This window comes from Tritonibacter multivorans, from assembly GCF_001458415.1.
GTDB classification, from domain to species: domain Bacteria; phylum Pseudomonadota; class Alphaproteobacteria; order Rhodobacterales; family Rhodobacteraceae; genus Epibacterium; species Epibacterium multivorans.
Window position 1 is genome coordinate 55,065 of sequence record NZ_CYSD01000037.1, and the last position, 12,980, is coordinate 68,044.

The window sequence follows — 12,980 nt, forward strand, 5'->3', positions numbered from 1 at the left end:
GCCGTAAGTCACTGCCCGGATGCAGGGTTTTGTATTCTTTGCGGCCGCCTGCGGTATTCGGGTCACCCGTCGCAGGAGACCGTCGCTGGCTGCCGTTGCTGGCTGCCGTCGCTTAGTCGCGCCTTAGTCTGCGGCTTTGCGCAGCTCGGCCATGTAGAACCCATCCATGCCGCCGCGATCCCCCCAGTAATCGGGACGCAGGCGCACCCCGCCTTCTTCGGTGATCCAACCCTGTTCGACCCACTCAAGCGTCGAAGCCTGCGTGCCGACGGACATATCCGGGAACATGTCCAGCGCGTCTTCGACCTGACATTCGCCTTCATCCGGCAACAGCGAGCAGGTGCAATAGACCAGCCGCCCGCCGGGTTTGACCAGCGACCAGGCATGGGCCAGCATCTGGGCCTGCAGCTCGATCAATTCGCCAAAGCCCGCGCCATCCTTGGCCTGCGGCAGGTCCGGGTGACGGCGGATGGTGCCGGTCGCGGAACAGGGCGCATCCAATAGGACGGCATCAAACTGCCCTGTGATTTCAAGCGCATCGCCGGTCACAATGGTGGCCGACAGGTCGGTCCGCGCGAGGTTTTCGCGCAGGCGTTCCAGACGCCCCTCGGAGACATCAACAGCGGTGACCTCGGCCCCGGCGGCGGCCATTTGCAGGGTCTTGCCCCCCGGTGCCGCGCATAGGTCGAGAACGGTTTCACCGGCCTGTGCGTTCAGAAGTTTCGCGGGCATGGCAGCGGCGGCATCCTGTACCCACCAATCGCCTGCTTTAAAACCCGGCAGAGCCGAAACCTGCCCGGCGTCGTGCAACCGCAAGCTGCCCGAGGGCAGCGCCTCGCCGCCAAGGGCGGACAGATCCGCACCGGGCTTTGCGGTCAGATCCAGCGGCGCACCGGCCAGATGGACGGCTTCCATAGCGGCCATCGCCTCGGCACCCCAGGCATCGACCAGCGGTTTGCGCAGCCATTTCGGCAGGCGCGGCACCCGCAGGCGGGCCCATTCGGTCGGGCCGTCGCTGGCCACTTTGCGCAGGACCGCATTCACCAGCCCCTTAAGCGCGCCGTGGCGGCGGTGGCGGGCAACCAGGTTCACCACATCGTTCACCACACCATGCGCGGCCCCGCCAGCGCAGAGTTCAACCGTGCCCAGACGCAGCGCATTGCGCACATGCAGAGGCGGCGCCTTGCGCAGGTGCTGAGCGAGGATTTTATCGGCACGTTCCAGATTGCGCAGCACCTCGAGCGTCAGACGCTGGGCGCGGGCGCGGTCTTCACCAGAGAGGCGTTCCAGCACCTGTGTCTGGCATTCTGCCATCAGGCGGCCTTCGCCAAGGACTTTGTCCAAAAGGGCAACGGTGGCGCGGCGGGCATCGGTTGCTGCAGAGGGGCGCTCGGCCATGGTGGGTCTCCGGAAACTGGTCAATATTGTCCCTTAGGGGTTTGCGGCATATATCATGGGGCAAGCAAAAAGGAACCCGGGCGATGAGTGACGAGACCAAAGACTTGCCAGAAGCCGCAAAACGTGCGCTGGCCGAAGCGGAAGACCGCCGCAAAGCAGCAGAGGCCAAAGCCGCCCCGCCCAAGGAACTGGGCGGTCGGGACGGGCTGGACCCGGCGCGGTACGGCGACTGGGAGAAAAAAGGCATCGCCATCGACTTTTAAGCGGTCCGCAGCTGCTTCACCTTCATTTCAAAGGGACTTTAGAATGTTTCCCAGATTATTGGGCGGCCTGAGCCTTGCCGTCCTGGCGGCTCTTTCGGTCTATTTTTTGTTTTTTCGCGCCAACCCACGCGACACTTTGGTCGCCGCCATGGAGGCCGCGCTGTCCGAGACCGAAGGGTTTGCGACATCGGTCACACTGGATCAATGCGATTTGCAGATCGATCGTCGCGGCGTGGCCCCTGCCTCGCAGAGCCTGTCGATTGCACGGCTGCGGGCAAATCTGACGGACTACCACACCCATTCGGTCAATCTGCGCCCGCTGAACGATGGGCGTATGGTTCTGACCCTGCAGCGCAAATCCCTGTCTGAGGCAAGTGTTCAAAATGGGGTGCAACTGTTGCGGCATCTCCCCCCAGCCATGGACACGCCTGATCCCAATACGCTGACTTTGATGCCTGAAAACGGGCTTACAACAAAGATCCGCCCTCTGGCGCAGCCTGCCAGCAAAATGTCACGGGCGGATGTGGAAACCCTTTTGCGTCAACCCAATGGGACGCTGAGCTTTCGGCTGGGCGTTTTGATCCCGGAAAACCCCGAGGATATCAAACCGCACAAAGACGCGCCCGCATTTCATCAGTTTGCCCATGCGGTCCTCGCGGATGCGGCGCTGCGTGAATACAGCGTTCAACTGGCCTATTTGGGATCAGACGCGGTGGCGGAGGCCCTGTTGATTGGTGGCCTGGTTGCCCCACCGGATGTTCAGTTTGTTCTGCCATCCGAGGAAGACGCCAAGGCTTTGGCGCAGGTATTGCTGCGATATGTCAGCAAGACTTGTCGGCGGTCTTGAACGCGGCGGGCGACGTGCGGGCGACGTCAGGGGCTCTGCCCCTCGCGCCAAAGGCGCTCACCCCGGGATATTTTTAAAAAAGATGAAGGACCAATGCGGCTGCCTTTCATCTTTTTTCAAATATCCCCGCCGGAGGCAGCCGCCCGAACGGGCGGCTTTCTTTCAGAGGCCGAGCACGTCGATCATGTCGTATTCGCCGGGTTTCTGGCCCTGCCCCCAAAGCGCGGCTTTGACGGCGCCGCGGGCAAAGATGGCCCGGTCTGTGGCCATGTGGCGCAGCACAATGCGTTCGCCTGCGGCTGCAAACAGCACGTCATGTTCGCCCACAATGTCGCCGCCGCGAATGGCGGTGAAGCCGATGTCGCCGCGTTTGCGCGCGCCGGTGATGCCGTCACGACCCGAATCGCGCACGTCGGCAAGTTTGACGCCGCGGCCTTCGGCCGCCGCTTCGCCCAGCATCAATGCGGTGCCCGACGGCGCGTCGACCTTGTGGTGGTGGTGGGCCTCGATGACCTCAATGTCGAAATCCTCGTCCAGCGCGGCGGCGACTTTTTTGGTCAGCTGAACCAGCAGGTTCACGCCCAAGGACATATTGCCGGCGCGCACGATCACCGCGTGGCGGGCGGCGGGCTCCAGCTGGGCGATCTCATTCTCGGTCATGCCGGTGGTGCCGATCACATGGGTGACGCGGGCTTGGGCTGCGAGTTTGGAGAAGGCAATGGTGGCCGCAGGTGCGGTGAAGTCGATCACGGCTTGGGCCTTGGAGAAGGCCTCGAGCGCGTCATCAGTGACGGTGACACCCACAGCCGCGCCGCCCATGGCGACACCAATGTCCTGCCCCACCCAGTCGTGGCCCGCGCGTTCGACGCAGCCCACCAGTTTGGCCTTGTCGCTCTCCAGTACCGTTTTGATCAACATCTGCCCCATACGCCCCGAAGCGCCGGTGATCACGATCCCTGTTTTATCCGACATGACCTGTCTCTCCTGATGAAAACTTTGCGGCTTTCCTCCTAACGTGGTCGCACCCGCTTGGCAAAGCCCTGCTTTCGGCATAGATCGAAAATATGGGTAAGAACAAATTTCATGATGGGCCCGGGCCCTCTCAGCGACAGCTGCGCGTTGGCGAACTTATTCGCCGCGCCCTTTCCGAGGTGCTTGCACGGGGTGACGTGCATGACATGGAGCTGAACCGCATGTCGATCACCGTGGGCGAGGTGCGCACCTCGCCTGATCTGAAAATCGCCACTGCCTTTGTGCTGCCGCTGGGCGGGCGTGGGCAGGAGGATGTGCTGAAACTGCTGGCGCAGAACAAATCCGAACTGCGCCGCGCGGTGGGCAAGAAACTGGGGCTGAAGTTCACCCCGGATCTGCGCTTCCGTCTGGACGAGACCTTTGACCAGATGGACGAGACCCGCCGCCTGTTTGCACAGGACGAGGTGCGCCAGGACATCGAAGACGGTTTCGATGGCGATGCAGACGGGCCCGACGGGCCCGACGGGGATGCGGGATGATCCGCGCGGCGCGCCTGATCGCGGGGGCCCTGATCGGGTTTTCGCTGGCCGCGCCGGCACTTGCGGTGGACTGCCGCAATGAAACCTATGGCGGCAATCGCTTTGCGGTCTGCGACGTGGATGCCGCCCAAGACGAGCTGCGCCTGTTCCTGCGCAACGACGACGGGGTGCCGTTTGGGCATTTCTCGACCATTGATACCGCGTTGGCTGAGTCCGGCGAGGCGCTGGTCTTTGCCACCAATGCGGGCATGTACCACAGCGACCGCGCACCCGTGGGCCTTTATGTGGAAGAGGGCGCGCAGGAGATGCGGCTGGTGACCAACGCGGGTCCCGGCAATTTTGGCCTGCTGCCCAATGGTGTCTTTTGCCTGCGCGAAGGCCGCGCCGATGTGATCGAGACCCTGCGGTTTGAGGCCGAGGCGCCTGCCTGCACCAGCGCCACCCAGTCGGGGCCGATGCTGGTGATCGACGGGGACCTGCACCCGCGTTTCCTTGAGGGATCTGATTCGCGCTATATCCGCAATGGCGTGGGCACCAGCGCCGATGGCACCCGCGCGGTTTTTGTGATTTCGCGCAATCTGGTGAATTTCTACGATTTTGCCAGTTTTTTCCGTGACCATCTTGGCCTGAACAGCGCGCTCTATTTCGATGGGAATATCTCGCGGTTTCATGCGCCTGCGCTGGGGCGGTCGGATGCGGGCTTTGCCATGGGACCGATTGTCGGGGTGGTGCGTAAAACCGGCTTGGGCGATGCAGAGGCTCTGGGCAACTGAGCGCGATCACACTCGCCGATTGACAGGCTGCGGGACGCGCGGTAATCGGCGCGCCTTATCAGCAATTCGAGGGCATATTCCATGGGACGCAAACGCAAGGGACGCGACATTTCCGGCTGGCTGGTCGTGGACAAGCCTGCGGGTCTGACCTCGACTGCGGTGGTGAACAAGGTTCGCTGGGCGTTTGATGCCAAAAAGGCAGGCCATGCGGGCACGCTCGATCCCGAAGCCACCGGCGTTCTGGCCGTGGCCCTGGGCGAGGCCACCAAAACCGTGCCCTACATCACTGATGCGCTGAAGGCGTATACCTTCACCGTGAACCTTGGGTCCGCCACCAACACCGATGACGCCGAAGGCGAAGTGATTGCGACCAGCGCGGCACGGCCCTCTGACGATGAAATCAAGGAAGCTCTGCTCGGCTTTATTGGGGACATCCAGCAGGTGCCGCCGAAGTTTTCGGCTGTGAAGATCGACGGTCAGCGCGCCTATAAGCTGGCGCGCGATGGTGAAGACATTGAGCTGGCCGCGCGTCCCCTTTGGGTCGAAGAGCTGGTCATGGTGGACCGTCCGAACCCTGATCAGGTGGTGCTGGAGATGACCTGCGGCAAGGGCGGCTATGTCCGGTCGATCGCACGGGATCTGGGCGAAAAGCTCGGCTGCCTTGGTCACGTTGAAAAATTGCGCCGCATCTGGTCCGGTCCTTTCGACGTTGCAGAGGGCGTGTCGCTGGAGTTGCTGGACGAACACGCCAAAACCACCGAGTTGGACCAGTACCTGCGCCCGCTGGAACAGGGTCTGGCGGATCTGCCCGAGCTGAAGTGCACCGAACAGGGCGCAGTGCGTCTGCGCAATGGCAATCCGGGGATGGTGATCGCGACGGACGTGGAATACGGCGATGAGGCCTGGGCCTCGCTCAATGGTCAGCCGGTTGCGGTGGGTATTTACAAGGCCGGCGAATTGCACCCGAACCGGGTGTTTGTCCTGCCCGAGGCCTAAGGGACTGGGGGCCAGTGCCCCCCTTCCTTCGCCCCTTCCCTCGCAGCGCGATTGCTGGCACAAGCCGGACATGATCACCCGCACCCACACCAAGGGCGATGCGCCCTCTTCGGCTCTCTATTCCGACTGTGAAACCTACCGCTATGCGCTGACCCGTGTCTGGGATGAGGCGCTGCCGAAGGTGATGTTTGTGATGCTGAACCCGTCCAAGGCGACCGAGGTTCAAAACGATCCCACCATTGAACGGTGCGAGCGGCGCGCGCGGGCCTTGGGGTTTGGCGGGTTTCGCGCCACCAATATCTTTGCCTATCGCGCCACCGACCCACGTGACATGCGCGCAGCAGAGGACCCGGAAGGGCCGGACAATGCGCAGGTGCTGCTGGATGGCATGGGCTGGGCCGACACGGTGATCTGTGCCTGGGGCACGCATGGCGCACATAAAGATCAGGGTCCGCGTATTGAAGATCTGCTGCGCGAAACCGGCAAACCCTTGTTTCACCTTGGACTTTCCAAGGCAGGCCACCCCAAACACCCGCTATATATTGCCTATAGCCAACAGCCCGAACGCTGGTAAGCCCCCTTATTGGCAAGCTTTGGTTCACCAATGTTCGCACTTTGTTTTGCTTCTTTGGGATCGGGCGGGCAGGATAGAATTCGGAAAAATATGTCTATCCCAAATGGGGTCTTTCGATGTTGTGGGTTGCAGGTTTAATCGGGGTTTTGGCGGCAGGCAGTGTTTCGCTCCTGTCCTTTGAGGACGAAGACGAACAGGACCAGGACGCCGAAGGCAGCACCGCCGAGGACGCGACCGCGGAGGAACCCGCGCGTGTGTCCCTGAGCCAGTTTCTCTTTGGCAATGACAGCGACACAGGCGATGACGAGGGCACCGCAGACAGCACTGGGGAAGACACCGGGGAGGACACCGTTTCTGGCCCGGTGATCGTCGATCCCCTACCGCCAAGCGAAGACCCATCTGCCCCCGTGACCGAAACCCCTGCGCCCGCCGGTGGGGTCACACTGACCGGCACTGACGCGCTGGATCAGATGGACGGCGGCGACGGGGACGACACCCTGACCGGCCTGGACGGCGACGACCAGATCAATGGCCGGGCGGGCGATGACAGTCTGAGTGGCGGTCTGGGCGATGACCAGCTTTATGGCGGCGCGGGCGCAGATAGCCTGGGCGGCGACGTGGGCGCGGATCTGCTGCATGGCGAGGCCGGCGCGGATACGCTGGCCGGTGGCGACGGCGAAGACACGCTTTATGGCCATTTTGGTGCAGACAGCCTTCTGGGCGGCGCGGGCGATGATGCGGCCCACGGTGGGCAGGACAGCGACACGCTGGACGGGGACGCAGGCGCAGATTCGCTGCATGGCAATGACGGTGATGATTTCCTTCGCGGCGGCAGCGGGCAGGATGCGCTGTTTGGCGGGGACGGCGATGACACTGTCAATGGCGCTGATGATGCAGAGGCTGATTTCGTCAATGGCGGCGATGGCGACGACCTGCTGGCTGCGGGCGCCGGTGATGTGGTCACGGCAGGGGACGGAGCCGACAATATTCTGCTCGGCGACTGGATCGCCGGGGGCACGGTGGAGCTGATCGATTTTGACGCCGCAGAAGATCAGCTGTTGGTGGTCTATGACGCGGCCCTCGGTGCGCCCGAGGTTGAGGTGGCAACGGATCCGGACAATCCCGATCAGCTGGTTGTATCGCTGGACGGGGAAACCGCCATGTATGTGCAGGGCGCAGGGGATCTCACGGTCGCGGACATTCTACTGGTTGAGGCCACGGACGAAGACTTTGCCTATCTGCCGCTGGGGTAACCGCTGCGGCCTGCCCTGTTTTCGGTTGTTTCCAATCCCGCGCTGACCGTCTAGTTTTACAGCGCGATCCTATGGCGGCCCTGTGGTCGCGGGCGCGGTTTGCAGGCAGACGGATTTGAACATGGATTTCTATTGGGAGCATTTCGGCCTCGCGGCGTCGCTTGTGCTGTCGATTTTTGTGCTGCTCGGTCTGGGTTTGCGCCTGCGGGACACGCCATCGCGGCGCATGTTCCTATGGGCAATGCTGGCCTTTTTCGCGATCAACACATTGGATGCGCTCGACTCCCTGGCCTATAGCCCGGTGTTTGGCGGCTGGGATGGGCTGTATCTGTGGCAGGATCTGTTGATCCCCGGTTTTATGGTCTCGCTCTATTTCTTTGTGCGCGGGCTGACCAGTTCGAACCCGGTGCTGTACCGGCGGGACTGGCTGCATCTGTTGCCGTTTCTCGCGGGCTTTCTGTGCCTGCTGCCTGCGCTTCTACTGCCCGGCGATGTGCGGCGTGGAGAGGCCGAGCCGGAGGCGCCCGAAGGTTATATGACGCTGGTTGAGATTGGCGAAAGCGCGTTCTGGCTCAGCTGGATTGTGGTGCTTGGAGTCTATGGCACCCTATGTGTGCGGCGACTGATGCGCCACAAACGCAATATTCGGGCGCTGTTTTCGGATCTGGATGGCAAGACACTGGTCTGGCTGGATGGTCTGGTGGCCACCATCCTGCTGATTGCAGTGTTTGTGATCCTCGACGAGGCGCGGATCCTGATGGGATATGACGAACTGCGCACAGGCGCGCTGGCGATGGTTTTTGATATTCTACTGGCGGCGTCTTTTGGGCTGTTTGCGCTGCGGGCAGAGCCCCCCCTGCCGCAGTGGTCAGACGGCGTATTGCCCCCCGAGGCTCACGCGCGCCCCCCAGAGACATCGCAAGACGCGCCTGAAACCCGCTATGCCCGGTCGGGTCTGCAGCCCGATGATCTGACGCGCCTGTCTGCACGGCTGGAGCAGCGGATGCAGGACGGGCAGCTGTGGCGGGACCATGCGTTGAACCTGCGGCGGTTGGCGTCTGAAATCGCGGTGCCTTCGATCCATCTGTCCGAGGTGCTGAACACGGAAATGGGCGTCACCTTCTATGACTATGTGAATCGCTGTCGGGTTGAGGATGCCTGCACCTTGCTGGGCACCACCGCGCTGACCGTGCTGGAGATCAGCGAAACCGTCGGCTTCAATTCCAAATCGACCTTCAACAGCAGCTTTAAGAAGGTCACGCAGCAGACGCCGTCCGAATGGCGCCGCGCGCAGCGGGGGACGCCGGTGGCAAGCCCCAGCGACAGCAGCCTTTAGGACACTGATTTCATTTATTTAAAAACGGCGAACGTACGAACAAGCCGGTTCGCACGTCCCCGCCAGCCGGTTCGGTCGCAGTTTTTGCGCCTGCGTCACAGATGAGCGCCATGCCGCCAGATGCGCGGATCTCATGACCCTTCTCCAACACGCTAAAGGACCTGAACCAATGAAATACTGTCTGTCTCTGCCCCTGCTGATCACTGTGGCCGCCTGCGCCGAACAGGGCGCAAAATACGAACCCGTTCTGGATGGGCAGCCGACCCCGACCTATTACGCCGACTTGCAAGCCTGCCAGTCGCTGGCGGCCAATCAGTCACAGTTTGACCGCAACACCCGTACCTCTGCCGCGATTGGGGCGGGGCTTGGCGCGGCGATCGGCGAAGCGGACGAGGATGATCCGCTGGGCGGCGCCATTGTTGGTGCACTAGCTGGGGGCGCGGCTGGTTTGTCCGAGGCCAATGACCGCCGCGAAGGCATCGTGGTGCAATGCCTGCGCGGGCGTGGCCACAAGGTTGTCGGCTAAGCCTGCCTCCGGCCTAGGTCTGCCGCGCCACAGAAGAGCTGCGGGCCGCCAGTTCGATCGGCAGCTCTTGGTGGTCGGGGCGAATACCATTGTCCAACCACTGCGCCAGCGCCTCGGCTGCCTGTTCGCCCATCCGGCGGACAGGCAGATGCACCGTGGTCAACGGCGGATAGAGGCTGGCCGAGGAGGGCAGATCCTCCATCCCGACAACCGAAAAATCCTGCGGCACCTTCAGGCCCAGACTGTGCAGCCTGTGGATCACCCCGCCGGCCAAAACATCGGTAAAGGCCAGAACAGCCGTTTCATCCCCGCGTTGCGCCAGCAGACGGGCGGCGGCCTCTGACCCGCCCTGAACGGAAAACGGCGCCTCGAAATAGCGAAACGTCAGGGCGCCATTGGCGGCGACCTCGGCCTGTTTCAGCGCCTCGAGGCGAATGCGCGTGCGGTCATTGTGCCCATGCGGGCCATGCACAACGGCGATCTTGTGATGGCCCAGCTGCATCAGGTGATCCAGCGCCAGCAACACCGCCTTTTGATTGTCATAGCCAATGGTCGGCAGCCAGGCATCCTGTTGAAACAGGGACACCGACACGGTGGGCACCATATGCCGTTCCACAAAGGCGCGGAAATCGGCGCTTTGGCTGGCGCCGGTGACAATGATCGCCTCTGCCCCAATATTGAGCATCTGCCGCGCGCGGGCCAGTTCGACCTCGGGGTCTTCGCCGGTGGTGGCGACAACCAGGGACAGACCGAACGCCCCCAATCGCGCTTCGAGCCCATCAGCAAACCGGGCGAAGGTGCTGTTTGCAAGGGTCGGCAGCAGGGCTGCGACGGTCTGGGTGCGGCCTGTATTGATCGCACGGGCCGCCGCGGAGGGGGTAAAACGCAGATCGGACATGGCGGCTTCGACCCGATTGCGCGTGTCCGGCGACACCCGCGCAGGCGTGTTCATCACCCGGCTGACTGTGGCCACAGACACCCCGGCCCGCTGGGCCACATCGCGAAGATTTGCGCGCTTCTTCATAATTTTTGCGTCCAGTCGTACCAGTTTTTTGCAAAGCGTGAGGCCAGTTCTACCCTCTTTCTTGACTCGTGTAACCAGTTACACACTTCATGTAACCGGTTACACGGAATTTTCTCTGTGGCCGTCTTATGGATTGCAAAAAGGTTGGCAGGGTCATGTCACTAGCGACCCCTTTGCGTGGGTTTTCAAACATCGGCTGGCAGGGTGTCGGGCGGAATTTTATCGGCTTCCCGGCCAAACCACCCTCACAGAACACAGAGCTGGGCCCGCGCGGGCTGGTGCGTCTGGATATGTGCACGGGCGATTTGGTGTCTTTTACCGGTGCGGCGGCGCAGGTCTGGTTGTTTGCATTTAATGACAAAGGCCGCGCGGCGCATGACGCGCTTGGCCTGGAAACTGCGACATCTGTCGATCTGGCTGCGGTCAATGCAGGCCCCTTGATCGGGTGGAGCCTTGCGCAGGGCGGCACCGCCCCGACCGCCGCAACCGAGATTGCCGTGTCAGATCTGCAGGTGTTCAAGGCCAGCGCCGCAGTGACGCTTTGGGTTGCGCTGCCGGTGGAAGGCGCGTGTCTGGCAGCCGGACAAAGCCAGCCGCATCTGACCGTCCACCTAAAGCAACAGGCGCCCGCACAGAGCAAGCTACCCCCGGTGCTGGGGCATGTGCATGACGAATTCACCGTCAAGCGCGGCAGCGCGCAGGCCTATGCGCTAAAGGCGGGCCAGATGCTGCAGATCATTGATGTCGAAGGGCAGCAATGTTCGGACTTCATGGCGTTTAACGCCGCCGCGCTGGACGCGGGCCACGAGATGATGATCGACAGCACCGCGACCCGGTCGATGGTGCATCGCAGCTACCCGGGGCCCGGCCTGTTCGACAAATTCTATGACCGCGATATGCGCCCGATGCTGCAAGTGGTGCAGGACACCTGCGGGCGGCATGACACCTTTGGTCTGGCCTGCACCGCGCGCGGATATGAAGAACGCGGCTTTCCGGGACACCTCAATTGTTCGGACAATATCTCTCATGCGATGGACCCCTATGGCATCGCGCGCCGCCCGGCCTGGCCTGCGATCAATTTCTTCTGGAACACCTGGGTTGACCAGCATTCGCACCACCTGATGACCGCCGAAAGCTATTCCCGTCCCGGTGACTATGTCGCCATGCGGGCGCTGGAGGATTTGGTCTGTGTCTCGACCGCCTGCCCCGATGATCTGGACCCGATCAACGGCTGGAACCCCACCGACATTCACGTTCGCATCTATACCCCCGAAGCCCCGATTCAACGGGCCGTGGCTTATCGCCCGAAAGAGGACGCCCCAATGACCGTCAGTCATGAATCCGCCTTTCACCCGCGCACCGGCGCGTTGACGGATGACTTTGCCCCTGCCCGCGATATCTGGGTGCCCGTCAGCTATCAGGGCATTGGCACCCTGGCCGAATATTGGGCCTGCCGCGACAAGGCGACGGTTCAGGACATGAGCGGCTTGCGCAAATACGATGTGGTTGGCCCCGATGCAGAGCGGCTGCTGCAGCTGGCGCTGACGCGCAATGTGGCCAAGCTGGCGCAGTGGCGCGGCACCTATGCGCTTTTGTGTGATGACACCGGCGCGGTGATTGATGATGGCACCCTGTTCCGGCTGGATCAGGAGATTTTCCGCTGGTGCTGTGGCCATGAAGAAAGCGCGCGGCATCTGAAGGACCTCGCTGACAGCAACGGGCTGCAGGTGCAGATCACCGATATGAACGAGGCGCTGGTCAATCTGGCGCTGCAGGGGCCGCGGTCGCGCGATGTGCTGCGCAAGCTTTGCTTTACCCAACCGCAGGTGCCTTCGGTCGATCAGCTGAAATGGTTCGGCGTCACCGTCGGCCGCCTGCATGACCGCGACGGCGCCGCCTTTATGCTGTCGCGCACGGGCTACACCGGGGAGCTGGGCTACGAGCTGTTCTGCGCGCCAAATGATGCCGTCGCCGTATGGGACGCGCTGATGGAGGCGGGCGCTGAATTTGGCCTGACGCCCATGGGCAGCGCCGCCTTGGAGATCATCCGGATCGAGGCCGGGCTCGCCGCATCGGGGGGGGAATTCCTGCCGGGTGTCGATGCCTATGAAGCCGGGCTTGGCTTTGCGGTGGATCTGAAAAAGACCGAGTTCATCGGCCGCGAGGCGCTGGAGCGCAATGCGAAGGATCCGCGCAAGGTGCTGAAGGGGCTGATCTTTGACGGCGATGACGTGCCCCATCACGGCGCGCCTGTGCTGATCGGGGAACGTCAGGTTGGGGTTGTGACCTCGGCCACGCGGTCGCCGACGCTGGAGCGCGCCATCGCCTTTGTGCGCCTGTCGGTAGAACACGCCGCGGTCGGCACGGCGCTGGAGGTGGGCCAGATGGATGGCCGCATGAAACGCATCAGCGCCACGGTGACCGAGATCCCGTTTGTCGATCCCAAACGCGAACGCGCAAGAGCATAAAAATGCTGAAA

At 62.5% G+C, this 12,980-nt stretch carries 13 protein-coding genes; 10 read left to right on the forward strand and 3 right to left on the reverse strand.

Features of this window, described 5'->3' with window-relative positions; genetic code table 11:
- Positions 1-123 precede the first annotated feature (123 nt).
- Positions 124-1,398 (reverse strand): RsmB/NOP family class I SAM-dependent RNA methyltransferase, encoded by a 1,275-nt coding sequence (locus TRM7557_RS11325; protein ID WP_058290325.1) that lies wholly within the window; start codon positions 1,396-1,398, stop codon positions 124-126.
- A gap of 83 nt (positions 1,399-1,481) precedes the next feature.
- Here TRM7557_RS11325 and TRM7557_RS11330 point away from each other — a divergent pair, with 83 nt between their 5' ends.
- Positions 1,482-1,661 carry a DUF1674 domain-containing protein gene (locus TRM7557_RS11330; protein ID WP_058290326.1) on the forward strand — a complete coding sequence of 60 codons (180 nt, stop codon included), beginning with the start codon at positions 1,482-1,484 and terminating at the stop codon, positions 1,659-1,661.
- 43 nt (positions 1,662-1,704) lie between these two features.
- Positions 1,705-2,508, forward strand: a complete 804-nt coding sequence (locus TRM7557_RS11335) for a hypothetical protein (protein WP_058290327.1) — start codon at positions 1,705-1,707, stop codon at positions 2,506-2,508.
- Positions 2,509-2,670: 162 nt separating this feature from the next.
- Here the strand turns inward: TRM7557_RS11335 and dapB are convergent, their stop codons facing one another.
- The gene (dapB, locus tag TRM7557_RS11340) at positions 2,671-3,480 is read right to left on the reverse strand and encodes a 4-hydroxy-tetrahydrodipicolinate reductase (RefSeq protein ID WP_058290328.1); all 810 of its coding nucleotides are present in this window, start codon (positions 3,478-3,480) and stop codon (positions 2,671-2,673) included.
- A gap of 92 nt (positions 3,481-3,572) precedes the next feature.
- Here dapB and rbfA point away from each other — a divergent pair, with 92 nt between their 5' ends.
- The 7 genes from rbfA (at position 3,573) to TRM7557_RS11375 (ending at position 9,477) form a co-directional block, all read left to right on the forward strand.
- Positions 3,573-4,019, forward strand: coding sequence for a 30S ribosome-binding factor RbfA (gene rbfA, locus TRM7557_RS11345; protein WP_058290329.1), 447 nt, complete (start codon positions 3,573-3,575; stop codon positions 4,017-4,019).
- On the forward strand, positions 4,016-4,792 hold the full coding sequence (locus TRM7557_RS11350) for a phosphodiester glycosidase family protein (RefSeq protein WP_058290330.1): 777 nt from the start codon (positions 4,016-4,018) through the stop codon (positions 4,790-4,792). Before rbfA ends, TRM7557_RS11350 begins: the two co-directional genes overlap by 4 nt.
- Before the next feature lie 81 nt (positions 4,793-4,873).
- On the forward strand, positions 4,874-5,788 hold the full coding sequence (truB, locus tag TRM7557_RS11355; protein WP_058290331.1) for a tRNA pseudouridine(55) synthase TruB: 915 nt from the start codon (positions 4,874-4,876) through the stop codon (positions 5,786-5,788).
- Positions 5,789-5,858: 70 nt separating this feature from the next.
- Positions 5,859-6,362, forward strand: a complete 504-nt coding sequence (locus tag TRM7557_RS11360; RefSeq protein WP_058290332.1) for a DUF1643 domain-containing protein — start codon at positions 5,859-5,861, stop codon at positions 6,360-6,362.
- A 116-nt stretch (positions 6,363-6,478) separates the two neighbouring features.
- Complete coding sequence (locus tag TRM7557_RS11365) at positions 6,479-7,615, forward strand: calcium-binding protein (protein ID WP_058290333.1); 1,137 nt, start codon at positions 6,479-6,481, stop codon at positions 7,613-7,615.
- 121 nt (positions 7,616-7,736) lie between these two features.
- Positions 7,737-8,951: a helix-turn-helix domain-containing protein gene (locus tag TRM7557_RS11370; protein ID WP_058290334.1), complete on the forward strand. Its 1,215-nt coding sequence runs from the start codon at positions 7,737-7,739 to the stop codon at positions 8,949-8,951.
- 169 nt (positions 8,952-9,120) lie between these two features.
- Positions 9,121-9,477, forward strand: a complete 357-nt coding sequence (locus TRM7557_RS11375; RefSeq protein WP_058290335.1) for a hypothetical protein — start codon at positions 9,121-9,123, stop codon at positions 9,475-9,477.
- 13 nt (positions 9,478-9,490) lie between these two features.
- On the opposite strand, the gene TRM7557_RS11380 is transcribed toward TRM7557_RS11375, so the two are convergent.
- Complete coding sequence (locus TRM7557_RS11380) at positions 9,491-10,501, reverse strand: LacI family DNA-binding transcriptional regulator (protein WP_058290336.1); 1,011 nt, start codon at positions 10,499-10,501, stop codon at positions 9,491-9,493.
- A 155-nt stretch (positions 10,502-10,656) separates the two neighbouring features.
- On the opposite strand from TRM7557_RS11380, the gene TRM7557_RS11385 reads away from it, so the two are divergent.
- The gene (locus TRM7557_RS11385; RefSeq protein WP_058290337.1) at positions 10,657-12,969 is read left to right on the forward strand and encodes a DUF1989 domain-containing protein; all 2,313 of its coding nucleotides are present in this window, start codon (positions 10,657-10,659) and stop codon (positions 12,967-12,969) included.
- Positions 12,970-12,980 lie beyond the last annotated feature (11 nt).

Bases quoted from the DNA above. Each gene is read 5' to 3' on its own strand.
- TRM7557_RS11325 (WP_058290325.1), bottom strand. From the start codon at position 1,398: ATGGCCGAGCGCCCCTCTGCAGCAACCGATGCCCGCCGCGCCACCGTT.
- TRM7557_RS11330 (WP_058290326.1), top strand. From the start codon at position 1,482: ATGAGTGACGAGACCAAAGACTTGCCAGAAGCCGCAAAACGTGCGCTG.
- TRM7557_RS11335 (WP_058290327.1), top strand. From the start codon at position 1,705: ATGTTTCCCAGATTATTGGGCGGCCTGAGCCTTGCCGTCCTGGCGGCT.
- dapB (WP_058290328.1), bottom strand. From the start codon at position 3,480: ATGTCGGATAAAACAGGGATCGTGATCACCGGCGCTTCGGGGCGTATG.
- rbfA (WP_058290329.1), top strand. From the start codon at position 3,573: ATGGGTAAGAACAAATTTCATGATGGGCCCGGGCCCTCTCAGCGACAG.
- TRM7557_RS11350 (WP_058290330.1), top strand. From the start codon at position 4,016: ATGATCCGCGCGGCGCGCCTGATCGCGGGGGCCCTGATCGGGTTTTCG.
- truB (WP_058290331.1), top strand. From the start codon at position 4,874: ATGGGACGCAAACGCAAGGGACGCGACATTTCCGGCTGGCTGGTCGTG.
- TRM7557_RS11360 (WP_058290332.1), top strand. From the start codon at position 5,859: ATGATCACCCGCACCCACACCAAGGGCGATGCGCCCTCTTCGGCTCTC.
- TRM7557_RS11365 (WP_058290333.1), top strand. From the start codon at position 6,479: ATGTTGTGGGTTGCAGGTTTAATCGGGGTTTTGGCGGCAGGCAGTGTT.
- TRM7557_RS11370 (WP_058290334.1), top strand. From the start codon at position 7,737: ATGGATTTCTATTGGGAGCATTTCGGCCTCGCGGCGTCGCTTGTGCTG.
- TRM7557_RS11375 (WP_058290335.1), top strand. From the start codon at position 9,121: ATGAAATACTGTCTGTCTCTGCCCCTGCTGATCACTGTGGCCGCCTGC.
- TRM7557_RS11380 (WP_058290336.1), bottom strand. From the start codon at position 10,501: ATGAAGAAGCGCGCAAATCTTCGCGATGTGGCCCAGCGGGCCGGGGTG.
- TRM7557_RS11385 (WP_058290337.1), top strand. From the start codon at position 10,657: ATGTCACTAGCGACCCCTTTGCGTGGGTTTTCAAACATCGGCTGGCAG.